General features: G+C 64.2%; 19 protein-coding genes and 1 pseudogene. 12 read left to right on the top strand and 8 right to left on the bottom strand.

The annotated features are described in order from the left end of the window. Positions 1–78: 78 nt before the first annotated feature. A complete protein-coding gene (locus AC56LN_RS13640; RefSeq protein ID WP_499572452.1) occupies positions 79–1,275 on the bottom strand; it encodes a pyridoxal phosphate-dependent aminotransferase in 1,197 nt (398 codons plus the stop codon). A gap of 46 nt (positions 1,276–1,321) precedes the next feature. Then, complete coding sequence (locus AC56LN_RS13635; protein WP_499572450.1) at positions 1,322–2,824, bottom strand: peptide MFS transporter; 1,503 nt, start codon at positions 2,822–2,824, stop codon at positions 1,322–1,324. Between the two features lie 203 nt (positions 2,825–3,027). Between AC56LN_RS13635 and AC56LN_RS13630 the strand changes: the two genes are divergently transcribed. The 3 genes from AC56LN_RS13630 to AC56LN_RS13620 all read left to right on the top strand — a co-directional run bounded on the left by AC56LN_RS13630 (position 3,028) and on the right by AC56LN_RS13620 (position 7,953). Next, complete coding sequence (locus AC56LN_RS13630) at positions 3,028–4,260, top strand: beta propeller repeat protein (protein ID WP_499572448.1); 1,233 nt, start codon at positions 3,028–3,030, stop codon at positions 4,258–4,260. Between the two features lie 107 nt (positions 4,261–4,367). Further along, on the top strand, positions 4,368–6,788 hold the full coding sequence (locus AC56LN_RS13625; protein ID WP_499572446.1) for a glycoside hydrolase family 31 protein: 2,421 nt from the start codon (positions 4,368–4,370) through the stop codon (positions 6,786–6,788). 85 nt (positions 6,789–6,873) lie between these two features. Then, on the top strand, positions 6,874–7,953 hold the full coding sequence (locus tag AC56LN_RS13620) for a catalase family protein (protein WP_499572444.1): 1,080 nt from the start codon (positions 6,874–6,876) through the stop codon (positions 7,951–7,953). An 11-nt stretch (positions 7,954–7,964) separates the two neighbouring features. Here AC56LN_RS13620 and AC56LN_RS13615 read toward each other — a convergent pair whose 3' ends face one another. From AC56LN_RS13615 to xth, 3 genes are all read right to left on the bottom strand, one after another. Continuing rightward, positions 7,965–8,591 (bottom strand): LysE family translocator, encoded by a 627-nt coding sequence (locus AC56LN_RS13615; RefSeq protein WP_499572442.1) that lies wholly within the window; start codon positions 8,589–8,591, stop codon positions 7,965–7,967. Positions 8,592–8,677: 86 nt separating this feature from the next. Further along, positions 8,678–9,253, bottom strand: a complete 576-nt coding sequence (locus tag AC56LN_RS13610) for an MliC family protein (RefSeq protein WP_499572440.1) — start codon at positions 9,251–9,253, stop codon at positions 8,678–8,680. A gap of 58 nt (positions 9,254–9,311) precedes the next feature. After that, entirely contained in the window at positions 9,312–10,106 is a 795-nt protein-coding gene (xth, locus tag AC56LN_RS13605; RefSeq protein ID WP_499572438.1) for an exodeoxyribonuclease III, read from the bottom strand. A gap of 183 nt (positions 10,107–10,289) precedes the next feature. Between xth and AC56LN_RS13600 the strand changes: the two genes are divergently transcribed. The 6 genes from AC56LN_RS13600 (at position 10,290) to AC56LN_RS13575 (ending at position 16,151) form a co-directional block, all read left to right on the top strand. Beyond that, on the top strand, positions 10,290–11,120 hold the full coding sequence (locus AC56LN_RS13600) for a transporter substrate-binding domain-containing protein (RefSeq protein WP_499572436.1): 831 nt from the start codon (positions 10,290–10,292) through the stop codon (positions 11,118–11,120). A gap of 2 nt (positions 11,121–11,122) precedes the next feature. Further along, positions 11,123–11,821 carry an amino acid ABC transporter permease gene (locus AC56LN_RS13595; RefSeq protein WP_499572434.1) on the top strand — a complete coding sequence of 233 codons (699 nt, stop codon included), beginning with the start codon at positions 11,123–11,125 and terminating at the stop codon, positions 11,819–11,821. Positions 11,822–11,837: 16 nt separating this feature from the next. Continuing rightward, a complete protein-coding gene (locus AC56LN_RS13590; RefSeq protein WP_499572432.1) occupies positions 11,838–12,530 on the top strand; it encodes an amino acid ABC transporter permease in 693 nt (230 codons plus the stop codon). 20 nt (positions 12,531–12,550) lie between these two features. Next, positions 12,551–13,279 carry an amino acid ABC transporter ATP-binding protein gene (locus tag AC56LN_RS13585; RefSeq protein WP_499572430.1) on the top strand — a complete coding sequence of 243 codons (729 nt, stop codon included), beginning with the start codon at positions 12,551–12,553 and terminating at the stop codon, positions 13,277–13,279. Between the two features lie 166 nt (positions 13,280–13,445). After that, positions 13,446–15,101: a hybrid sensor histidine kinase/response regulator gene (locus AC56LN_RS13580; RefSeq protein WP_499572428.1), complete on the top strand. Its 1,656-nt coding sequence runs from the start codon at positions 13,446–13,448 to the stop codon at positions 15,099–15,101. A 69-nt stretch (positions 15,102–15,170) separates the two neighbouring features. Beyond that, a complete protein-coding gene (locus AC56LN_RS13575) occupies positions 15,171–16,151 on the top strand; it encodes an aldo/keto reductase (protein WP_499572426.1) in 981 nt (326 codons plus the stop codon). Positions 16,152–16,405: 254 nt separating this feature from the next. Here the strand turns inward: AC56LN_RS13575 and AC56LN_RS13570 are convergent, their stop codons facing one another. The 3 genes and pseudogenes from AC56LN_RS13570 to map all read right to left on the bottom strand — a co-directional run. Continuing rightward, positions 16,406–17,152 carry a pseudouridine synthase gene (locus AC56LN_RS13570; RefSeq protein WP_499572424.1) on the bottom strand — a complete coding sequence of 249 codons (747 nt, stop codon included), beginning with the start codon at positions 17,150–17,152 and terminating at the stop codon, positions 16,406–16,408. A 28-nt stretch (positions 17,153–17,180) separates the two neighbouring features. After that, a complete protein-coding gene (locus AC56LN_RS13565) occupies positions 17,181–19,763 on the bottom strand; it encodes a [protein-PII] uridylyltransferase (RefSeq protein ID WP_482899100.1) in 2,583 nt (860 codons plus the stop codon). Positions 19,764–19,773: 10 nt separating this feature from the next. After that, positions 19,774–20,658, bottom strand: a pseudogene (gene map / locus AC56LN_RS13560) (type I methionyl aminopeptidase); the annotation flags it as partial. Between the two features lie 294 nt (positions 20,659–20,952). On the opposite strand from map, the gene rpsB reads away from it, so the two are divergent. The 3 genes from rpsB to pyrH all read left to right on the top strand — a co-directional run bounded on the left by rpsB (position 20,953) and on the right by pyrH (position 23,813). Continuing rightward, positions 20,953–21,705 carry a 30S ribosomal protein S2 gene (gene rpsB / locus AC56LN_RS13555; protein ID WP_499572422.1) on the top strand — a complete coding sequence of 251 codons (753 nt, stop codon included), beginning with the start codon at positions 20,953–20,955 and terminating at the stop codon, positions 21,703–21,705. Between the two features lie 139 nt (positions 21,706–21,844). Then, on the top strand, positions 21,845–22,753 hold the full coding sequence (gene tsf / locus AC56LN_RS13550; RefSeq protein WP_183552978.1) for a translation elongation factor Ts: 909 nt from the start codon (positions 21,845–21,847) through the stop codon (positions 22,751–22,753). Between the two features lie 343 nt (positions 22,754–23,096). After that, the gene (gene pyrH / locus AC56LN_RS13545) at positions 23,097–23,813 is read left to right on the top strand and encodes a UMP kinase (RefSeq protein WP_183552976.1); all 717 of its coding nucleotides are present in this window, start codon (positions 23,097–23,099) and stop codon (positions 23,811–23,813) included. Positions 23,814–23,822: the final 9 nt, after the last annotated feature.

Here is a 23,822-nt window from a genome sequence, read left to right as displayed (position 1 = left end):
AACGCTCATAAGAATTTAGCCTCTCTCACACCGCGAAAGACGATGGTTTGTCTGCGCGTGATGATGCAGTCATGCAGCTCACCGCCCCAGCTGCCGTGCCAGCCGCGCCACCGCTTCCTCGATCCGATCATACTTTGTCGCATACGAAAAGCGCACATGCCGCGACGGTGCGGCCACGCCGAAATCATCCCCCGGCACGATCGCCACGTGCGCGTCATTGAGCAGCGCCATGCTCAGCGCCGCGCTGTCGCCCCGCAGCGGATGATCGAGCCCGGTGACGTCGGCGTACACGTAGAACGCGCCATCCGGCATCACCGGCACGCCGAACCCCAGCGCGCGTAATGCGGGCACCAGATAGTCGCGGCGGCGCTGGAATTCCTGGCGCCGTGCCTCGAAGATCGCCAGCGCTTCTGGCTGGAAGCAGGCCAGCGCCGCATGCTGGGCGATCGTCGGCGCGCAGATGAACAGGTTCTGCGCGAGCTTTTCGAACACCGGCACCAGGCTGTCGGGCACCACCAGCCAGCCTAGGCGCCAGCCGGTCATGTTGAAGTATTTCGAGAAGCTGTTCACGGTGATCACATCCGGGTCCAGCGCCAGCGCGCTCACCGGCACGTGGTCATACGACAGTCCCTGGTAGATCTCGTCGACGATGGCGAAGCCGCCACGCGCGCGGACGGCGGCCAGCATGTCGCGCAGCTGCGCCGGCGTCATCGACGTGCCGGTCGGGTTCGAGGGCGAGGCCACCAGCACGCCGCGCGTGCGCGCCGTCCAGCGCTCGTGCACATGGTGCGCGCCGAGCTGGTAGCGGTCTTCGAACGAGGCCGGCACCAGGACCGGTGTGCCGCCAAAGCTGGTCACGAAGTGGCGGTTGCACGGGTAGGAGGGATCGGGCATCAGGACCTCGTCGCCCTGGCCGACCAGTGCGGCGCAGGCCAGCAGCAGGCCGGCCGAGGCGCCGGCGGTGATGACGATGCGGCGCGGATCGATGTCCAGGCCCTGCGTGGCGGCGTAATGGCCGGCGATGGCAGCGCGCAGCTCGGGCAGGCCGAGCGACTCGGTGTATTGCGTGACGCCGCCACGGATTGCGGCCACGGCGGCATCGGCGACGATGTCGGGCGCCGTGAAGTCAGGCTCGCCGACGCTCATGCTGATGATGTCGTGGCCCGCGCGCCGCAGCAGGGCGGCGGCCTTGACCATCTCCATGACGCGAAACGGTTCGATGGCGTGCACGCGCTGTGCGACCTGCAGGTTGGTGGCGAGGGAATTGGAAGACATGATGGCCGGATCAAAAAAGAAGCAATCCGGCCATCTTACAAGAACCCTACCGGTGCGTGTGATGCTCGGCCGTCAGGCGGCGCATCAGCGGCAGTGCAGCCAGCGCGATCAACGTGCACGCGATTGCCGCCAGGCCCAGTTTGTTGAACAGGCTCGTATAGATCGGCAGCGTCTGCAGAGGGTCGGTCATCCCTTGCGGCACGCTGGCCATCGTGGCCACCAGGCCGCCCAGGTATTGAGAAATGCCGACGGCCACGAAGTAGGCGCCCATCATGAAGCCGCCCATCCGCGCCGGCACGTAGCGCGCGATCATGGCCAGTCCCAGGCCGCTCACCAAGAGTTCGCCCAGCGAATACAGGCCGTAGCCCGCAATCATGATCCACGACGAGGTCAGGCCATTGACCGCAAAGGCGCCGGCGAAGCCGTACGTGAAGAAGCCCGCCGCGACAACGGCAAAGCCCAGCGCGAACTTGGCGGCGATCGACAGGTCGCGGCCCGCATTGCTGGCGCGCGTGTAGACCCAGGCCAGCACGGGGCTGAGCAGCATGATCCAGATGGCGTTGAGCGCCTGGAACTGCGCCGGCGACCACGTGAACAGGTGGTTGCCGAACAGGCTGAAATCCAGGTCGACATTGCGTAGCGCGAACAGCGACAGCGATGTCGACATCTGCTGGTAGAAGATGAAGAAGAAGACCGTCTGCAGTGTCAGCACGAGCGCGGCGACGAGGCCCGCGCGTTCGCTGGCCTGGCTGGTGCGGATCAGGTGGATGAAGATGCCCAGTACGACCAGCCCCGCCAGGTACACGAACAGGCGCGCGAGCCAGCCGTATTCGAGGATGAAGGCCGATGCGATCACGGCCAGCACGCCGCCACCCAGCACCAGTGCGAGCTTGCCCCAGTCGAGCGGCAAGTTATCCGGGGGCGAGCCGATATGTCCGATCGTGCGGCGCAACAGGCCCACCGTGATGAGGCCCACCCACAGCCCGACGCTGCAGAATGCGAACGCCACGTGCCAGCCCAGCTCACCGGCGTAGTTGGCGTTGACGTAGTCCTTGATCGCCGGCGTGGCCAGCATCGAGACTGTCGAGCCGACGTTGACGGCCATGTAGTAGATGGTGAAGGCGCTGTCGATCTTCGAGTCGTTGCCTTCGTAGATCTTGCGTACCAGGTTGGCGGTGTTCGGCTTGAACAGGCCATTGCCCACGACGATCACGCCCAGCGCCGAAAACGTCAGCCAGGTGTTGGTCGTCGGGATGCCCATCAGCGCGTAGCCGAGCGAAAGGATGATGGCGCCGATGACCATCGAGCGGCGCGTGCCCAGCACCTTGTCGCCGATCCAGCCGCCGATCGCCGGCGCGACGTAGATCAGGGCAGCGGCCGCGCCCCATACCAGCGTGGCGCGGGTATCGTCGAACCCCAGACGCTGCACCATGAAGTAGACGATCAGCGCCTGCATGCCGTAGTAGCCGAAGCGCTCCCACAATTCGATCAGCGCGATCGTGGCGAATGAGCGGGTCTGGCTGACCGGACGCCCGAGTGTCGTGTCCATACAAGTCCTCTGCGACTGCACCCCGGCCAGGCCGGCGCGCAAAATCCGACGATTCTATGCCATTTGGATGAAAGACGCATCGGCGGGCGCACTGCGCCGTGCTTACAGTTTCACGACAGTCGGCGGACAATAAACCGGCATGCGAGCGCCGGTCATTGCCTAGAATCGCGCACTGACAACATCCACAAGACCCGGAGACTCGCATGATCGAACACACCAGGAGGGCCACCATCGGCGCCGCCCGCGCACTGCTGATCGGCGCGCTCGTTGCAGCCTGCGGCGGCGCCGACAACCCGGCGGCACCGGTCACGCCACCAGTGGCCGTCACGCCGGTGGCAACGACCCTCGAGTTGCTGTCGTCGACCACGCGCGCGATGGACACCATCGTGTTCCGGGGTGACAGCGCCTATCTGTCGCTGGCCAACAGCGCGACCGAGGGCTCGGCCGTCCTGCGTACCGCATTGCCCCTGACTGCCGCATCGGGCTGGCGCCCGATGGATCCGGGCGCATGCGCCATGGCGCCCATCGGCGACTTCATCGGGCGTTCGCCGAAGATCAAGCTGGTGGGGCAGGACGTGTGGCTGATGCAGCCGTGGGCCGATACGCCCGAGACCAGCAATGAGCACTCGACCTGCTCGCTGGGTCCAGCTGCGATCAGCTTCACGCCGCGCGACCAGGACCTGCGCACCTGCAACGACTACTTCTGCGAGACGCTGTCGATGCAGGACCTGAAACTGGCCGGCAATCGCCTGTACAGCAACGCCGGCGGTGGCAACAACCTGCTCACCTCAATCGACAATGGCACGACCTGGCAGGTGATCCGGGGCTCGAAGGATTCGCAGATGTGCTACGCGACCAAGTTTCACGTGCTTGGCGACCGTGTGCTGGTCGGCGGCGAGTGCCCGCTCGACATGGCCTTCGTCGAGGCCTATCGTCTCACCACGGACGGCGGTGCGCTGGCCAGCCAGGACAAGCTGCCACTGACCTTGCCCGAGCTGGAAAACCGCAATGTCCAGTTCATCGAATCGGTGCCGGGTACCGGGATGGTGTACGTGGGCGTCGAAGGCGGCCTGCTGCGCAGTACGGACAACGGTCGCAGCTTCAGGTTCGTGCTTCATGAGCCGCTGACCAGCACGCAGAGCTACCCGTACATCGATGCCTTCCTGCCGCTCAGGGACAATCCGGGCACGCTGGTCATCGGCGGCTTCGACAAACTGCATGGCCGGCCTTATCTGGCCTGGTCGGACGACAACGGCTACTCATGGAAGGACATCTCGGCGCTGGTGCCGGGCTATGGCAAACAGACCGACGATGAATTCTCGACGCCGTCGGTATCGGCCCTGAGCCAGGACCCGCAAGGGCGCATCATCGTCGTGACCAACGAGCGCGCCGACGGGCAGGGGCGCCTGATGCTGCTGACACTCGGAACCCGCTAGGCTGCGAACGGTCTTCAGTTTTCATGAAGGGCAAGGCTGTTGGTCGCGACCGAATTCTGTCATGCTTCGGCTGCAGCCGCACAACCTGACATAACGACATCGAAGACATGACAACAGCCACGATCGCCCGCCTTGCCCTGTGCATTACCGCACTCCCACTGGCCACCAGCACGCTCGCGTTCGCGCAGAACGCCGAGCGCCAGTTCAAGAGCGTCGCGCAGAACGGCAACACGCTCGAGATCGCGACGGCCGACGGGCGCTACCTGATCAAGCCCTATTCGAGCGCGATCGTCGAGACCACCTTCATCCCGAACGGCGAACAGTTCGAGCCGGCTTCGCACGCGGTGATCCTGGCCCCGGTGCAGGCGCCGGCGAGCTTCAGGGACGACGGCGCGCGCATCACGTACGCGACCGACGGCATCGCGGTCACGGTCGACCGCAAGCCGTTTCGCATCGCTTATACGTACAAGGGCAAGCCGCTCGTGGCCGAAAAGCGCGGCTTTGGCCGCGTCGACGGCATGGACACGATCGAATTCGGGCTTGATGACGGCGAGGCGCTGTACGGCGGCGGGGCGCGTGCACTGGGCATGAACCGGCGCGGCAACCGCCTGCGTCTGTACAACAAGGCCGATTATGGCTACGCCGAACGGTCCGAGCTGCTCAACTTCACGATCCCGGTGGCGCTGTCGTCGAAAAAATACGCGATCCACTTCGATAATCCGCAGGTCGGCTGGCTCGATTTCGACAGCCGCAAGGACGGCACGCTGCGCTATGAAGTCATCGGCGGGCGCAAGACGTACCAGGTCGTCGCGGGCGACACCTGGGACGCCGTCATGACTGGCTACACCGACCTGACGGGCCGCCAGCCGCTGCCGCCGCGCTGGGCTTTCGGTAACTTCGCCAGCCGCTTCGGCTACAAGACCGAGGCCGAGACACGCGCCATCGTCGACAAGTTCGCGCAAGAGAAGATTCCGCTCGACGCCGTCGTGCTCGACCTGTACTGGTTCGGCAAGACGGTGCAGGGCACGATGGGCAATATGGACTGGGACCGCGACACGTTCCCGCACGCCGAAAAAATGATGGCCGACTTCAATGCCAAGGGCGTCAAGACGGTCGTCATCACCGAGCCGTTCGTGCTGACCACGTCCAAACGCTGGCAGGAAGCGGTCGACAAGAACGTGCTGGCGCTGGACGGCGCCGGCAAGCCGGCCACGTATGACTTCTACTTCGGGAACACGGGCCTGATCGACCTGTACAAAAAGGAAGGGCGCGACTGGTGGTGGAACATCTACCGTAACCTGAAAAAGGGCGGCGTTACTGGCTGGTGGGGCGACCTGGGCGAGCCGGAACTGCATCCGTCGAACCTGGTGCATGGCACCGGCACGGCCGACCAGGTCCACAACGTCTATGGTCACGACTGGGCGCGCCTGATCGCCGAAGGTTATCAGCGTGAATTCCCGGCCGAGCGTCCGTTCATCCTGATGCGCGCCGGTTACTCGGGCTCGCAACGCTTTGGCATGATCCCCTGGTCGGGTGACGTCAGCCGCAGCTGGGGCGGTCTGCAGTCGCAGATGGAAATCTCGCTGCAGATGGGCATGCAGGGCCTGGCCTACATGCACTCGGACCTGGGCGGTTTTGCCGGTGCGGTGCTCGACGACGAACTGTACGTGCGCTGGCTGCAGTACGGCGTGTTCCAGCCGATCTTCCGCCCGCATGCGCAAGAGGCGGTGGCGTCCGAACCGGTGCTGCGCTCGGAGCGCACCAAGGTGCTGGCGCGCGAAGCGGTATGGCTGCGCTACGCGATGCTGCCGTACAACTACACGATCGCCTTCGATAACCAGCAGACCGGCATGCCGCTGATGCGCCCCCTGATGTTCGTCGAAACCGATCCGGCCCAACCGATCGAGCGCTCGTCGACGTATCTGTGGGGCCCCGATTTTCTCGTCACGCCGATCGTCAAGCCAGGTGCCACGCGCGCCGAGGTGTACTTCCCGACCACGGGCAGCGTGTGGTTCGACTTCCATACCGGCCAGATGCACAAGGGCGGCATCCTGGAAACCGTGCGGCCGGTCGAGGCCAATATCCCCGTCTACGTGCGCGCTGGCGCATTCGTGCCGATGGCGAAGGTGGTGCAGACCACGCGCGATTACACGGGCCGTCACATCGACCTGCATTACTACCACGATGCCTCGGTCAAGACGTCCAGCGGCAAGCTGTATGACGACGATGGCGAGACGGCTGGCGCCTTCGCGGCGGGCAAGTACGAGATCGTGCGCTTCACCAGCAAGCTGGTCGAGGCAGACGGCAAAGGGCGCCTCGAGATCGGCTTTGCCACTGAAACCGGCAAGGCGATGACTGCCGCCCCACGGGGCTTTGCGCTGAAGGTGCACAACGTGGCCGCCAGACCGCGGGTGGTGACGGTGGACGGCCGCGCCGTGCGCTTCGTGTTCAACGCCCAGCAGCACCTGCTGGAAGTGCCGGTCGCGGCGAAGGCTGGGCAGGCGGCGCAGGTGGTCATCACGTTGTAACGGCGCGTGGTCGGGACGGTGGTCTGGCGAACATCGCAGGGTGTCGAAGTTCGCTACATTGGATGCTTCATTTCAGGAGCCACCAATGACGACCAATGCACCAGCCAATCCCCTCGTGTTCCGCAGCGAGTATGAACACGTTGGCCTCGACGAATCCGAGACCATTCACGCGCTGCAGACCGTATTTGCCAACATGGCCAAGAAGGTGGCAGACCATGAGGGCCACGCCAGCCGCGCCGTTCACGCCAAGGGCCATGCGCTGGTGCGCGGCAAGCTCACCGTGCTGGACAACCTGCCGCCGCAACTGGCACAGGGCCTGTTCGGCCAGGCCGGTACCTATGATGTGCTGCTGCGATGGTCGTCGCCACCGGCCGAGCAGCTGCCGGATGGCGTTTCGACCCACCGCGCGGTGGCGATGAAGGTGCTGAATGTGCCGGGTGAACGCTTCGACACCGCCAAGAGCGGCAACTCGCAGGACTTCCTGATGGTGAATGGGCCGGTGTTTTCGGCGCCCGATCCGCAGGGTTTTCTGAAAAGCGTGAAGATGCTGGCCGCGACGACCAACGCATCCGAAACCGGCAAGAAAATCATCTCGGCCGTGCTGCGCACCGCCGAAAATGCACTGGAAGCGGTCGGCGGCGAGAGCGGCATGCTCAAGGCGCTGGGCGGCGAGCCGCAGCACCATCCGCTGGGCGAGACCTATTTCAGCCAGACCCCGTACCTGTACGGCCAGTACATGGCCAAGCTGTCGCTGGCGCCGGTTGCGCCTGAACTGCTGGCCCTCGATGGCGCATCGATCAAGACTGAAGACGACGCGCAGCGTCACGCGATCGGCTCGCACTTTGCATCGCAGGGCGGCGAGTGGGAACTGCGCGTGCAGCTGAACGTCGACGTCGAGAAGATGCCAATCGAGGATGCCTCGGTCGAGTGGCCAGAAGAACTGAGCCCGTTCATCGCCGTGGCGCGCGTGCGCCTCGAACCGCAGACGAGCTGGGATGCGTCGCTGGAAAAGCTGGAAGACGAAATCGCCTACGACCAGTGGAACTGCCTCGTCGAACACCGTCCGCTCGGGTCGGTCAACCGCGCGCGGCGCCAGGTGATGGCCACGTCGCGCGAATTCCGCTCGGAGTTCAACCGCTGCCCGATCCACGAGCCGTCGGCATAACGATGCTGTGCCTAGCGGGCCACGATCAAGCGCAGCCCCAGTCCGATAAATAACGCCCCCGCGATCCGGTCAAGCCACATGCCGGCCGTGGGGGTGCGGTTCAGCCAACCGCCGATCGTGCCCGAGAAGTAGCCGAGCAGGCCGAAGATCACGGCCGCCTGCAGCGTGAAGACCAGTCCCAGCATGCCGATCTGCAGATTGGCGTCGCCACGCGCCGCGACGACGAATTGCGGCAGGAACGACAGGAAGAACAGCACCACTTTCGGATTGATCGCCGCCGCCACCAGACCCTTGGCGAACAGGCGCCCCGCCGGTTCATTCGACAATCCTTCGCCGGAGACGCGCGCACCACCACGGCTGCGAATGGCGCCCCAGCCCATCCAGATCAGGTACAGGCCACCGGCGACCTTGAGCGCCGTGAACGCCGTCGGCGACGCCGCGATCAGCGCACTCACGCCAATGACGGCCAGCAGCGTGTGACTCAGGCACCCGAAGGCGCAGCCCAGTCCGAAAGCCATGCCGCGCAGGCGCCCCTTGGCGATGCCGGTGCTGAGCACCATCAGATTGTCGGGCCCGGGAGAGAGCGTGATCAGGATGGCGGCGGCAAGAAAGCCGAAGAGCTGTTCGGGCGAAAGCATGGTGGCGGCAAGATGAAGAAAGGGCGAACAGCATAGCGCATGTTCGCCCTTCGTCAAGCATCCCGCAGCGCGGGTTCAAGCAGACATCAAGCCTTCTTGCAGCTCAGTTCCTTGGCGTTCTCGCCCCACTTGATGGTGATCTTGCCATTCTGTTCCTTGAACTGTTCGCCGCGATTGCCGTAGGCGACGCCGTTGTCGCTTGGCTCGCCGCGCAGCAGCACATGTTCCTTGTTGCGCGCTGCGACCATCGACGCTGGCGTGGTCTCGAGGAAGAAGGCAGTGATCTTGCTCTTGTCGCTGCAGGTGTACTTCACCGGGCCTTTGGCCTTGGTGACCTTGTACGCCGTCTGCAGCTGCATGGCGCGGGTGCCGTAGGCATTGTTGATGCAGCTGGTCATGTCCTTGGCATCGGCGCATTGCTTGACGCCGTCCCACCACTTGGTGTGCTGCTCCTGCAGCGTCTTGCCGGCGCCGGCGTCGATTTTTTCAAGGGCTGCGCGGTACATCGCGTAGATCAGGCCTTCCGATTCGGCGGAGCCGGGATGGCCGCAGACCTTGGCTTCGGCAGGGCCGATGCCCTTGGCGCAAAAGCCTGGCATCGAGACAGCTTGCGCGCCGATCGGCAGGGCGAGGGCGGCGGCGAGAACGAGAAGTTTTTTCATGAGGGTTCCTTATGGTGGTGGGCGCAGCGCATCTTTGGGTGCGCCGTCGTGAATTGGGTCAGACAGGCTTGCCGGATAGTTTGCTCAGGTCGAATTCAACCCAGGTCGGCGTGTGATCGCTGGGTTTTTCGCGCCCGCGCATGAATTTGTCCACGCCGGCCGCCTTCAGTGCCGGCGCCAGTGCAGGGCTCAGCAGAAGGTGGTCGATGCGCAGGCCGGCGTCGCGGCCAAACGCGTTGCGGAAGTAATCCCAGAACGTGTAGATCGTTTCATCGGGATGCAGCGCACGCAGCGAATCGAGCCAGCCCTGTTCCATCAGGCGCCCGAATGCGGCGCGGGTCTCGTCGCGGAATAGCGCATCGTCGACCCAGCGTTCGGGCTTGTAGACATCGCGCTCGGTCGGGATCACGTTGAAGTCGCCGGCCAGCACGGCCGGCACGCCGGCGGCCAGCAGCTCGAGGCCGCGCAAGCGCAGGCGCTCCATCCAGGCCAGCTTGTAATCGTATTTGGGACCGGGCGCCGGGTTCCCGTTGGGCAGGTACAGGCAGGCGATCAGAATGCCCTGGTAGGCCACCTCGAGGTAGCGGCTTTGTTCATCGGCGTCGTCGCCCGGCAGGCCGCGCTGCACTTCCTGCGCCGGCTCGCGCGTGACGATCGCGACGCCATTCCAGCTTTTCTGGCCGTGCCACACTGCGTGGTAGCCCGCCGCCTCGATCGCGGCGATCGGGAATTTCTCTTGCGGCGCCTTCAGCTCTTGCAGGCACACGACGTCCGGCTGGCGCTCCTCGAGATAGTGCAAGAGGGCGTCCAGCCTGCTGTTGATACTGTTGACGTTGTAGGTGGCGAGCAGCATGGGGTGTTCCGCATTCGTGAGAAGTAATTATGGCAATATTGCGTGAAATCAGTCGCACGCCTCATCGTGCGCGCGTCGGTACATATACGCAAAACAGTATTATCTTATGGCGAATAGTTCGTTTTCTCATATAAGTGTTTGTTCTATACTACGATCATCGAATATTGTTGCTGGAGATTTTGCATGATCAACCGCCGTTCCCTCATCCTGTGCGCCGTTGCGCTGGGTAGTTCGCTCACGATGGGCATGGCTAAAGCCGACCAGCTGGCCGACATCAAGAAAAAAGGCCAGATCGTGTTCGGGGTGCTCGGCACCGATGAACCGAACAGCTTCATCGACCCGAAGACGCGCCAGCTGGTGGGCTACGAGATCGACGTCGCCACGGCCGTGGCCAAGAAAATCGGTGTCAAGCCGGTGTTCAAGCAGCTGGCCGTATCCGCCCGCATCCCCGAGCTGCAGCAGGGCCACGTCGACATCCTGGCCGCCACGCTCACGCACAACAAGGAGCGCGAAGCGCAGGTCGACTTCGCGCTGACGCACTTCGTTACCGGGTCCAAGGTCATGGTGCGCAAGAACAGCGGCATCACGGCGCTGCCGCAACTGGCGGGCAAGAAGGTCGTCACGGTCCGCGGCGGCACCCAGGAAACCAATATGAAGAAGGCTGTACCGACGGCCAATGTCGTGACCTTCGAGAATACCCAGCAAGCGTTCCAGGCGCTGCGCCAGGGCAAGGGCGCGGCCTATGTGAACGACGAGTCGTCGCTGCTGGCCGACTACGGCAAACTGGGTCCGGCGGCAAAGGACTTCGTGATCCTGCCGCAGTCGATCGGCGTCGAGCCGATTGCGCTCGGCCTGCGCAAGGGTGAGGCGGGCATCAAGACGGTCGTCGATCAGGCGCTGCGCGAGCTCGAAGCCAATGGCGCGGCCGAAGACCTCTTCAAGAAGTGGTATGGCCCCGGCACACGCGCCAATATCGCCAAGCGCACCTTCAAGATCAGCACTGACAAGATCTGACCTTGGCGCTGTTCGATCCGACCATCCTGCAATCCGGCCAGTACCACGACTGGCTGGTGCAGGGCTTCATCCTGTCGATCCAGCTGACCGTGATCAGCTTTGCCTTCGCGCTGCCGTTCGGCGCGCTGGTGGCGGTGATGCGCACGTCGACGTCCGGACCACTGCGCGCGGTCGGTGCTACGCTCGTCGAATCGATCCGCAATGTGCCGCTGCTGGCGCACCTGCTGTTCTGGTATTTTGCGTTCCCCGAGCTGCTGCCAGAAGGACTGCGCGAGATCCTGTACGCGAACAATCCCGAAGCGGTATGCGCCGTCATCGCGCTCTCGCTCTACAGCGGCGTGCACATGGCCGAGGATATCCGCAGCGGTATCCGCGCGGTGCCCGCGACCCAGCTGGAAGCAGCCCGTTCGCTCGGCCTGGGGCGCGCCGCTGCGGTGCGCCTCGTGCTGCTGCCGCAGGCGCTGCGCGCGTCGGTGCCGCCGCTCTTGTCGCAGACGGTCAATCTGTGGAAAGACACCAGCGTGGCCACCGTCATCGGCGCAGCCGAGATGATGTACCAGGCCGCGCGCGTCGAGACGGCGAGCTTTCGCAGCCTGGAGGCGTTCACCTTCGCCACGCTGGCTTACCTGACCGTTTCGCTGGTCATTTCGGCGGCGGCGCACCTGTTCCAGCGTCGCTATCCGGTGCGCGCGGCGGGCTGACCATGAAAGCGTCCCGATGCTGGAACTGATCGATACCTACTGGCTGTACTTCCTGGTCGGCCAATACCCGGACGGCCCGCTGGGCGGCCTGGTGCTGACCATCCTGCTCTCCGGCGCCGCGCTGGTGCTGGCGATGCCCCTTGGGCTGATGCTCGGCATCGCGCGCGTGAGCCGCCGCCGCGCCATCAGCCTGCCGGTGGGCGTGTTCGTGCAGCTCGTGCGCGCCGTGCCGCTGCTGCTGGTGCTGTTCTGGGTGTACTTCTTCCTGCCAGCCGTAACCGGCGTGAAGACCTCGCAGGCGACGACGATGCTGATCGTGCTGGTGGTGTTCGACAGCGTGTACCTGGCCGAAATCGTGGCGGCGGGCATCCGCGCGCTGCCGAAAGGGCAACTGGAAAGCGCCCGCTCACTGGGCTTGGGCTATGGCCAGGCGCTGCGCCACGTGGTGCTGCCGCAGACTTTGCGCCACGGCCTGCCGTCGATCGTGAACCAGCTGGTCTCGACGATCAAGGCGACCTCGCTCGGCTACATCATCGGCCTGTCGGAAGTCTCGTTCATCGCCACGCAGATCAACACACTCGTGTTCACCCGCGCGGTGGAGGTGTACCTGATCCTGGCGCTGACCTACTTCATCCTGTGCTTCGGCCTGTCGCGCCTGGCCTTCCTGCTCGAGCGGCGCCTGCAACGGCGGCCCGCCGGCGCGCACTGAACTCCTGAAAGAAGCGAACGATGATCGTCCTCGATAACGTCAACAAGTATTACGGCGACTATCACGCGCTGGTGGGCATCACCGAGCGCGTGGAAAACAATGAAGTCCTGGTCGTGTGCGGGCCCTCGGGCTCGGGCAAGTCGACGCTGATCCGCACGCTCAACCGCCTCGAAGACATCGATGGCGGGCAGATTGCAATTGCCGGACAGGACATCCACGCGAAAGGCGTCGACGTCAACGCACTGCGCGCCGGTATCGGCTTCGTGTTCCAGCAATTCAACCTGTTCCCGCACCTGACGGCGCTCGAGAACTGCATGCTGGCGCCGATGCAGCTCAAGCGCGCCAGCAAGGCCGACGCGCGCGAGCAGGCGATGCTGCTGCTCGACCAGGTGGGCCTGGCGCACAAGGCCGACGCCTACCCGGACGCGCTGTCGGGTGGCCAGCAGCAGCGCGTGGCGATTGCCCGCGCGCTGGCCATGCGTCCATCGATCATGCTGTTCGATGAGCCGACCAGCGCGCTCGATCCTGAGATGGTAGGCGAGGTGCTGCAGGTGATGCGCACGCTGGCAAAACAGGGCATGACGATGGTCTGCGTGACCCACGAAATGGGGTTTGCGCGCGACGTGGCCGACCGCATCTGGTTCATGGCCGAAGGTAAAATCCTGGAGAAGGGCACGCCCGGCGACTTCTTCGCGAACCCGCAGCATCCCCGCGCCATCCAGTTCCTCGCCGATCGACACCGCAACTGAAGCATTGGCACGGTGTGGCACAGCCCCGCCTGGCGACCAGGCAGGGGTGCACAGTTTCGTGGACGCCATGCATATGCACGGTAACGGAATGCTATTTATAATGGCATTCCTGCCCTCTGCGCCGATGCCGGCCTACCCTCACTGTGCCATTTGAAGCTTTTTCGCGATGACGTCCAACTTTGCTAATGTCGACGAAGATGCACGCCTTGCCGTCCTCGATTCGTTCGGTATCCTCGATACGCCGCCGGAGCGCTCGTTCGATGACGTGGTGCGCCTCGTCGGCCAGTTGCTCGACGCGCCGATTGCCGCCGTCAACCTGATCGCGCGCGACCGGCAGTGGTTCAAGTCGGAGATCGGCCTGGGCACGCGCGAAATGCCGCTCGATCATTCAATCTGCCGCCACGCCCTGCTGGAGCATGAGCAGATGATCGTGCCCGATACGCAGGATGATCCCCGCTTCAGCTGCAACCCGCTCGTCACGGCCGATGGCGGCCTGCGCTTTTATGCCGGCGCCGTGCTGCGCACGCGTGACGGCGTGCCCCTTGGCACCCTGTGTGTGCTCGACAAGAAGCCCCGTCCGGAAGGGCTGACCGAACAGCAGCAGTTCATGCTCACGACGATGGCGCACCAGGTCATGAGCCAGATCGAACTGCGCCAGGCGCTGGCCGAACAGGCATCCCTGAACGAGGCGCTGCGCTGCGCCGACCAGCGCAAGGACGAATTCCTCGCGATGCTGGCACATGAGCTGCGCAATCCGCTGGCGCCGATCGTCTCGGCGGCCACGATGCTGTCCAATTTCGAGCTGCAGCCAAGCATGGTGCAGCGCGCTGCCGACATCATCGCGCGCCAGGCCGGCCACATGACGTCCCTGATCGACGATCTGCTCGACGTGTCGCGTGTCACGCGCGGCAAGGTGGAGCTCGAATTTGTCGAACTCGACCTGAAGGATGTCATGGCCGACGCCGTCGAGCAGGTGCGGCCGCTGATCGAGAAGCACGACCATCGGCTGGTGCTGGAATCGATGCCGGCGCCGCTGCTGGTCGTGGGTGACCGCAAGCGTCTGGTGCAGGTCATGACCAATTTGCTGAGCAACGCGGCCAAGTACACGCTCGAGGGCGGGCGCATCGAGGTGCGCATGGCGACGCGCGGCGCGCTGATCGACGTGGCAATTCGCGACGACGGCATCGGCATGTCGCCCGAGCTGATCGCCAGCGCCTTCGACCTGTTTTCGCAGGGCACGCGCGGGCTGGACCGCAGCCAGGGCGGCCTGGGGATCGGCCTGGCGCTCGTGCGCAGCCTGCTCAAGCTGCATGGCGGCGAAGTGACCGCGAGTAGCGACGGGCCGGGCTGCGGCAGCACGTTCCGGGTCACGCTGCCGTTGTCGGCGCGCGCCGGCGCTGCCATGCCGGCCGCAGGTGCCGACCCTGCCGGTGCGCAGGGCAATCCGGCATCGCTACGCATCGGCGTGGTCGACGACAACGAAGACGCCGCCGTGACGCTGGCGCTGCTGCTCGAGACACTGGGCCACACGGTGTCGGTCGCGCATTCGGCGCGCGACGCGCTGGCGTCGCTGCCGCTGTTCGAGCCGGACGTGTGCCTGCTCGATATCGGCCTGCCCGAGATGAACGGCTTCGAACTGGCGCGGGCATTGCGCGCCAAACCCGGGACCGACCATGCGATCCTGATCGCGGTGACCGGCTACGCGCAGGAGAAAGACCGCATCGAAGCGCGCGCCGCAGGCTTTCACGACCTGTTTGCCAAGCCGGTCGATCTCGAGATGCTGGGCGCGGCGCTGGTGCAGATCGAACGGCGCCCGCGCTAGCCTGCTGTGCGACGGGCTTGGCGCGCGTCAGGCAGAATTTGTGCCTGATCCACGCACGAAGGACATGCCATGACACAGCGCTACCAACCAATCACGCGCCTGGGCCTGGGCGGCACCGGCTTTGGCGACATGTACCACGCCACCAGCGACGAGGCAGGCCAGGCGACCGCCGACGCCGCATGGGACGCCGGCATCCGCTACTTCGACACCGCGCCGCACTATGGCGCCGGGCTGTCCGAGCACCGCTTCGGGCACGCGCTGCGCCGCCGCCCGCGCGATGAGTACACGCTATCGACCAAGGTCGGTCGCCTGCTGGCGCCGTCCAGCCCCGGCGAGATCGCCGCCCCGTTCGTCGGCGCCTTGCCATTCAAGCGGGTGATCGACTACACGGCCGATGGCGCGCGCCGCTCGGTGGAAGACAGCCTGCAACGCATGGCGCTGGCATCCATCGACATCGTCTACGTGCACGACCTGTCGCCCGACATGTTCGGCGACCAGTTCGACCACTACTACCGGATCGCGGCCGGCCCGGGCGGCGCCTTCGAGGGCTTGACGAAGCTGCGCGACGAGGGCGTCATCAAGGCCTGGGGCCTGGGCGTGAACACGGTCGAACCGTGCCTGCGCGCCCTGCGCGACGCCGACCCCGATATCTTCCTGCTGGCCGGGCGCTACACGCTGATGGAAACGACGCCGCTGGCCGAGCTGTTCCCGCTATGCGCCGAGCGCGGCGCCAAGGTCGTCATCGGCGGGCCGTTCAACTCGGGCTTCCTGGCCGGCGGGCCGAATTACGATTACGGCCCGGCCGACTCGGACAAGCTCGCGCAGCGCGAACGCCTGCGCAAGGTAGCGGCCGACCACGGCGTCGACCTGGCCGCCGCCGCGCTGCAATTCGGCCTCGCACATCCGGTCGTGGCCGCCACGATCCCGGGCGCAAGCAGCCCCGAGCACCTGCGGCGCAATGCGGTATTGATGGAGATGGCGATCCCAAAGGCATTCTGGGAAGCGCTGCGTACCGAAGGCCTGGTGGCCGAGAACGCGCCACTGCCGTAACCTGCCTGCAGCAGCAAAGCCGGGGTCAGGTCTGACATTCGGACACGATCTCGGCAGTCGTGTAGCCCAAAAGCCGGGGTCAGGTCTGACATTCGGACACGGTCTCGACAGTCGGGTAGTGGGGCAGTCGAAGCAGCTGGCACCGTGCCATGCTTATGCGGGGCAATACACGACGGGTGGTGGCTAAGGCTGGGGTCGTGTCCTAATGTCAGACCTGACCCCAGCTGTGATCCAGTTGCGTACTATCCGCAGGGTTAGAAACCTTCTTCCGGCGTCAGGTAGCGCCACTGGCCCACCGGCAGGTCGCCCAGCTTGACGCGGCCGATTCGCACGCGTTTCAGGCCCAGCACCTTCAGGCCGACCATGTCGCACATGCGGCGGATCTGACGCTTGCGGCCTTCCTTGAGCGTGAAGCTCAGTTGGTCTTCGTTCTGCCAACGCACCTTGGCTGGCAGCAGCGGTTTGCCATCCATCCACAGGCCGTGTTTCAGCTTCTTGAGTTCACTCTCCGGCAGCGTGCCCGGCTTGGTGTACTCCACGCGCACCAGGTATTCCTTTTCGATGGACGTCGTCTCGCCAATCAGCTGCTTGGCGATGCGGCCATCCTGCGACAGCACCAGCAGGCCCACCGAGTCGATGTCCAGGCGCCCGCACGGCACCAGGCTGCGCAACTGGGTCGGGTGGAACTGCTCCGTCGACGGATCCTCGGCCCAGCGGTTCTCGGGCCGGATCAGCGCCACGGCCGGCGTGTAGCCGTCTTCGGCCTGGCCGCTGACGTAGCCGACCGGTTTGTGGATCAGCACCGTGACGCGCTTGGACTGCTCGGCGGCGGCCTGGCGCTCGACCGTGATGCGCTGCGTCGGCAGCACCTTGCTACCCAGTTCCGACACCACCTGGCCATCCACCCGCACCCAGCCGCGCGCGATCCATTCATCGGCTTCGCGGCGCGAGCACAGGCCCAGTTCGGACATTCGTTTGGAGAGGCGGAGCGGTTCGGTCATTGTCAAAGCTTTTCGGTGAAGGAGTAAATCAGATCTTGAGCGCGTCGAGCAGGTCGGTTTCGAGCTGGACCTGGATGCGCGGGTTGTTCAGGGCAGGGCCGTCGACGAGGAACACGTCTTCGACACGCTCGCCGAGCGTCATGATCTTGGCGGTGTGCAGGTTGATGCGGTAGCGTGTCAGCACGCTCGATACCGCATACAGCAGGCCCATACGATCATTGGCGGCGATCGACAGCACGTGGAACTGGCCCCGTTCGTCGGGCCGCACTTCGACCGTCGGCGTGATCGGGAACGTGCGCGACATGCGCGACAGGCGTCCGCGGCACGGCGGCGGCAGCGGTTCCTGCGACACGAGCAGTGCGCTCAGCTCATGCTCGATCAGGTTGATGATGTCGCGGTAGCTGCCGGCGAAGTGTTCGTCGGCCACCATGAAGCTGTCCAGCGCATAGCCGTGGCGCGTCGTGTGGATCTTGGCGTCGAGGATCGAGAAATCCTTGCGGTCGAAGTAGCTGCAGATGCGCGCGAACAGGTCGGGTTGATCCTTGATGTACACGGCCACCTGCAGGCCTTCGCCGATCGGTGCCAGGCGCACGCGCACGATCGGCTTGTCGCTGTCGACCTTGTCGTGCAGGGCGCGCGTCTGCCAGGCGATGTCGGACGCGTCATGGCGCAGGAAATACGCCACGTCCAGCTGCTTCCACAATGCCTCGTGCGCATCGACCGGCAGGCCAAACAGGCGCAGCGTGGCCAGCGCTTCTTTCTGGCGCGCGCGCAGCTCGCGGTCGGCCGAATGCGGCTCGCCGCCCAGCACGCGCAGCGTCGTCTTGTACAGGTCTTCCAGCAGCTTGGCCTTCCACGCATTCCAGACCTTCGGGCTGGTGCCGCGGATGTCGGCCACGGTGAGCAGATACAGCGCCGTCAGGTGGCGTTCATCCTTGACGACGGCGGCAAACGCCGCGATCACGTCGGGATCGGACAGGTCCTGCTTCTGCGCGACCTGCGACATCGTCAGGTGCTGCTCGACGAGGAACACCACCAGTTCGGTGTCGGCCTCGGTCATCCCATGGCTGCTGCAGAACTGGCGTGCGTCGTCCATGCCGAGTTTCGAGTGGTCGCCCCCGCGCCCCTTGGCGATATCATGGAACAGCGCGGCCACGTACAGCACCCAGCGGTCTCGGAAGTCGGCGATCAGCTGGCTGCAGAACGGGTATTCGTGCGCATGTTCGGGCATCGTGAAGCGGCGCAGGTTACGCACCACCATCATGATGTGCTGGTCGACCGTGTAGGCGTGGAACAGGTCGTGCTGCATCTGGCCGACGATCTTGCGAAACGCCGGCAGGTAGCGGCCCAGGATGCCGAATTCGTTCATGCGGCGCAGCGCGTGCACCATGCCGCGCGGCGCCTGCAGCACGCGCAGGAACAGCGCCTTGTTGACCGGATCGGCGCGGTACGCGTCGTCGATGCGGGTGCGGGCATGCCACAGCGCGCGGGTGGCGCGCGCCGTCATGCCCTTGATGTCGTGGCGCTCGGTCATCACGACGAACAGTTCGAGGATCGCCGTGGGCGTCTGCTCGAACGTGTCGTCCTGCGCGATGTCGATCAGGTTCCCCATCTGCAAAAAGTGGGCGCTGATCGGGAAGGCGACGGCCGGCTGCGGGAATAGCTGGGCCTCGATATTCTGCAGCAGGATCGTGTTGAGCTGCGTGACGGTCTTGGCGGCCCAGTAGTAGCGCTGCATCAGCAGTTCGCTCGGACGGCGCGCGCTCGGGCCGTCGTCGGTAGCGACCAGGCCCAGCGTGTTGGCGATCGCCGTCTGGACATCGAACACGAGCCGGTCTTCGCGCCGTCTGGTCTGCAGATGCAGGCGGATCCGGATGTCCTTGAAGGCGCTTTCCTTTTCCATCAGCTGGCGCGCTTCCATGCGCGTGATCATGCCGCGCGTGGCCAGCTGGCCCCAGCTGTCGGCCAGGCCCGCGGCCTTGGCCACCCACATGATCACCTGCAGGTCGCGCAGTGCGCCCGGGCTTTCCTTGACGTTCGGTTCGAGCGCGAACGCGGTGTATTCATGCTTGGCATGGCGCAGGCGCATCTCGGCCGTCTTGGCCCGGAAGAACGCCTGCGGGTCGAGCGCGTCGCGGTAGCGCTGCTGCAGCGTGTCGAACAGCGGCTCGTTGCCAGTGACCAGGCGCGCTTCGAGCAGGCTCGTTTGCACCGTGATGTCGGCTGCCGATTCGATCAGGCATTCGTCGACCGTGCGGATGCTGTGACCGATCTCCAGGCCCAGGTCCCACAGCAACTGGACCAGCCCTTCGAGGCGCGCCTGCGTGATCGCATCCGGCGGGGCCGCCAGCAGGATCAAGAGGTCGACGTCCGAATACGGAAACAGCTCGCCGCGCCCGTAGCCACCCACACCCACCAGCGCCGTACCGGCGGGCAGGCCGGCCGCCTGCCAGGCATCGATCAGCACCGCATCGACCACCTGGCGCAGGTTGCGCAGCAGTTTTTCGGGCATGCCGTCTTCCTGGAACGCCTGGAACACGAGCTGGCGCTCGTTCTTGAGGCGCTGGCGCAGCGTGGTGCGGACGGTATCCAGGTGTTCGGCGTGACCCATGGCCGGCTCCTTATGCCGCTGCGGCGGCAGGGGCCATTGCGGCAAAGTCCGGCCCGAGCAGCGGCAGGGCGATTGCCGGCGGCGGCGGGCTGCCGGCCGACAGCGTCAGCACTTCGACGCCGGTCTCGGTCACCAGCACCGTGTGTTCCCACTGCGCCGACAGGCTGCGGTCCTTCGTCTTGATGGTCCAGCCGTCCGGCATTTCCTTGATGTCGCGCTTGCCGGCATTGATCATCGGCTCGATCGTGAAGATCATGCCGGGCTGCAGGACTTCGAGCGTGCCCGGGCGGCCGTAGTGCAGCACTTGCGGTTCTTCGTGGAACGCGCGGCCCACGCCGTGACCGCAGAATTCGCGCACCACGCTGTAGCCATTTTTTTCGGCATGCTGCTGGATCGCGTAGCCGATGTCGCCCAGGTGCTTGCCCGGCTTGACGGCGGCGATGCCCAGCCACATGCATTCAAACGTGACTTCGGCGAGGCGGCGCGCCATGATCGACGGTTCGCCGACCAGGTACATGCGGCTGTTGTCGCCGTGGAAGCCTTCCTTGGTGATCGGCGTGATGTCGATGTTCAGCGCGTCGCCGCTCTTGAGCACGCGGTCGCCCGGGATGCCGTGGCAGATCACGTCGTTGAGCGAGGCGCAGATCGAGCCGGGGAACGGCGGGTAGCCGGGCGGGGCATAGTTGAGCGTGGCCGGAATCGTGCCTTGCACGTTGACCATGTATTCATAGGCCAGGCGGTCGAGCTCGCCGGTGGTGACGCCGGGCTTGACGAACGGAGTGATATAGTCCAGCACTTCCGAGCCGAGGCGGCAAGCGACGCGCATGCCGTCGATTTCTTCGAGGGTCTTGATGATGGTGGCCATAGGAGAGTCGTATCCTGCGTGGTATCGGGTGAGCGCCCGGCGACCGGGGTGGCAATGGTCGGGGCAGTATGGCCGCCATTATAAGGGATGTCGCGCCGCTGCTGTAAGGCAGGGGCAGCGCCTTGGGCAACGCGCCGCCGGCGCGGCTGCGATTGCACGCTTGAATAATGCTGACAATTCCGCTAGAATCTCGGGTTGCTCGGATTCACATCGTGCAACGTCGTAAAAATAAAGTTTTTTAATTGATAGAAATCGCGAATGTGGCCCTAAAAGGGTGCCTGCTTGGTGACTGGCCACATTCAAGACCCAACCCTGGAGAATTACATGTCCGTTACTATGCGCGAAATGCTGGAAGCCGGTATTCACTTCGGCCACCAGACCCGTTTCTGGAATCCAAAGATGGCACCGTTCATCTTCGGTCATCGCAACAAGATCCACATCATCAACCTGGAAAAAACCATGGCGATGTATCAGGATGCGATGAAAACCATCAAGCAGATCTCCGCCAACCGCGGCACGATCCTGATGGTCGGCACCAAGCGTCAGGCTCGCGACATCATCGCAGCTGAAGCGCAACGCGCCGGCGTCCCATACGTCGACCAGCGCTGGCTCGGCGGCATGCTGACCAACTTCAAGACCATCAAGACGTCGATCAAGCGCCTGAAGGAAATGGAAGTCCTGGTCGAAGACGGCTCGGTCGACAAGATGTCGAAAAAAGAAGCGCTGATGTTCTCGCGCGAAATGATCAAGCTGCAAAAGTCGATCGGCGGCATCAAGGATCTGGGCGGCGTGCCAGACGCGATCTTCGTCGTTGACGTCGGCTACCACAAAGGCGCGATCACCGAAGCCGGCAAGCTGGGCATCCCGGTCATCGGCATCGTCGATACCAACCACTCGCCAGAAGGCGTCACCCACATCATCCCGGGTAACGACGACTCGTCGAAAGCCATCAGCCTGTACGCACGCGGCGTTGCCGATGCGATCATCGAAGGCCGCGCCAGCGCGACAAACGAAGTGGCTGATATGGTCAAGGCAGCCGGCGGCGACGACTTCGTCGAAGTTTCCGAGCAGGCATAAGTGATGGCAGGCCATGTGCCTGCTGCCACATAGAAGGGGGCGCCGGACTGTCGAGCCCCCCTTTTTTTAAGCTAAATACTTGCAGGACGCTCAACTTGAGCGCACTGCACCCCTGGATACACATTTAGGAGAACACACTATGGCAGCTATTACTGCAGCAATGGTTGGCGAACTGCGCGCCAAGACCGATGCACCAATGATGGAATGCAAAAAAGCACTGACCGAAGCCGACGGCGACATGGGTCGTGCTGAAGAAATCCTGCGCGTCAAGCTGGGCGGCAAGGCATCGAAGGCATCGGCTCGCGTGACCGCTGAAGGCGTCGTGGCTACCTATATTTCGGGCAACGTCGGCGCGCTCGTCGAAGTCAACAGCGAAACCGACTTCGTCGCGAAGAACGATGATTTCCTGGCCATGGTCAACCTGGCAGCACGCCTGGTCGCCGAAAACAACCCGGCTGACGTCGCTGCACTGGCAGCTCTGCCACACGAAGGCGGTACCTTCGACGACGTCCGTACTGCCCTGATCGGCAAGATCGGCGAGAACATGACCGTGCGTCGTTTCCAGCGTTTCGAAACCACCGGCAAGCTGGCGTCGTACCTGCACGGCACCCGTATCGGCGTCATCGTCGATTTCGAAGGTGCGGACGAGCAAGTCGGCAAGGATCTGGCCATGCACATCGCTGCCATGAAGCCAGTCGCTCTGTCGTCGGAGCAAGTGCCAGCAGAAATGATCGAAAAAGAGCGTTCGGTCGCTGAACTGAAAGCCAAGGAAGACGCCGACAAGGCCGTCGCCGAAGGTAAGCAGCCACAATCGGCTGACATCGTCGCCAAGCGCGTCGACGGTTCGGTGCAGAAGTACCTGAAAGAAGTCTCGCTGCTGAACCAGGCGTTCGTCAAGAACGACAAGCAGTCGATCGAACAGATGATCAAGGCGGCAAACACCACCGTCAAGGGCTTCACCATGTACGTGGTGGGCGAGGGCATCGAGAAGAAGGTCGACGACTTCGCAGCTGAAGTCGCAGCACAGATGGCTGCCAACAAGCAGTAATCAAACAAACGGGCCGTGAGGCCCGTTTTTGTAGGGCGGACAGCTTCGCTGTCCGCGCGGTGATGGTTGGCGGCGCGGTGATAGGGCGGCGAGCGGAGCCGGTTTGGTTTGGTATCCGAACGTAAGTTTTGCAGGATGAATATTGCGCCTCCGTTATCATTCCGGATGACCGCGTGGCCAACGATCACCGCGTGGACGGCGCAGCCGTCCACCCTACCTAGCGCGCCCCAAGCCGTACCCGCTTTACAATCCCATCCGTCCCGGCACGGATGAGACCGGCCCACGAGGCCCTGGTCAGACCCGAATTCGATCCACAGCAATATCTTAAAGGAGCCGCTTCATCATGACAAAACCAGCTTACCAACGTGTCCTTCTGAAACTGTCTGGCGAAGCACTGATGGGCGACGATCAGTTCGGCATCAACCGCGCCACCATCGAACGCATGGTGGCCGACGTGGCCGAAGTGGCCAAGCTGGGCGTGCAGATCGCGGTCGTCATTGGCGGTGGCAACATCTTCCGCGGCGTCGCCCCCGGCGCTCAAGGAATGGACCGCGCGACCGCCGACTACATGGGCATGCTGGCCACCGTCATGAATGCGCTGGCACTGGCGGACGCGATGCGTCATGTCGGCATCACCGCCCGCGTCATGTCCGCGATCGCCATCGAGCAGGTCGTCGAACCGTACGTGCGCCCGAAAGCGCTGCAATATCTGGAAGAAGGCAAGGTCGTCGTGTTCGCCGCCGGCACCGGCAACCCGTTCTTCACGACCGACACGGCTGCTGCCCTGCGCGGCGCCGAAATCTCGGCCGAGATCGTCCTGAAAGCCACCAAGGTCGATGGCGTCTACAGCGCCGATCCTAACAAGGACCCAACCGCCACCCGCTACGAGAGCATCACGTTCGACGAAGCGATCTCGAAGCACCTGCAGGTGATGGACGCCACCGCGTTCGCACTGTGCCGCGACCAGAAACTGCCGATCAAGGTGTTTTCCATCGTCAAGCCTGGCGCGCTCACGCGCGTGATCATGGGCGAAGACGAAGGTACACTGGTCCACGTCTAAATTAACTGA

The sequence above is a fragment of the Telluria sp. ZT3P26 genome, from assembly GCF_059686035.1.
This window is presented reverse-complemented; position numbering and strand designations above follow the sequence as displayed.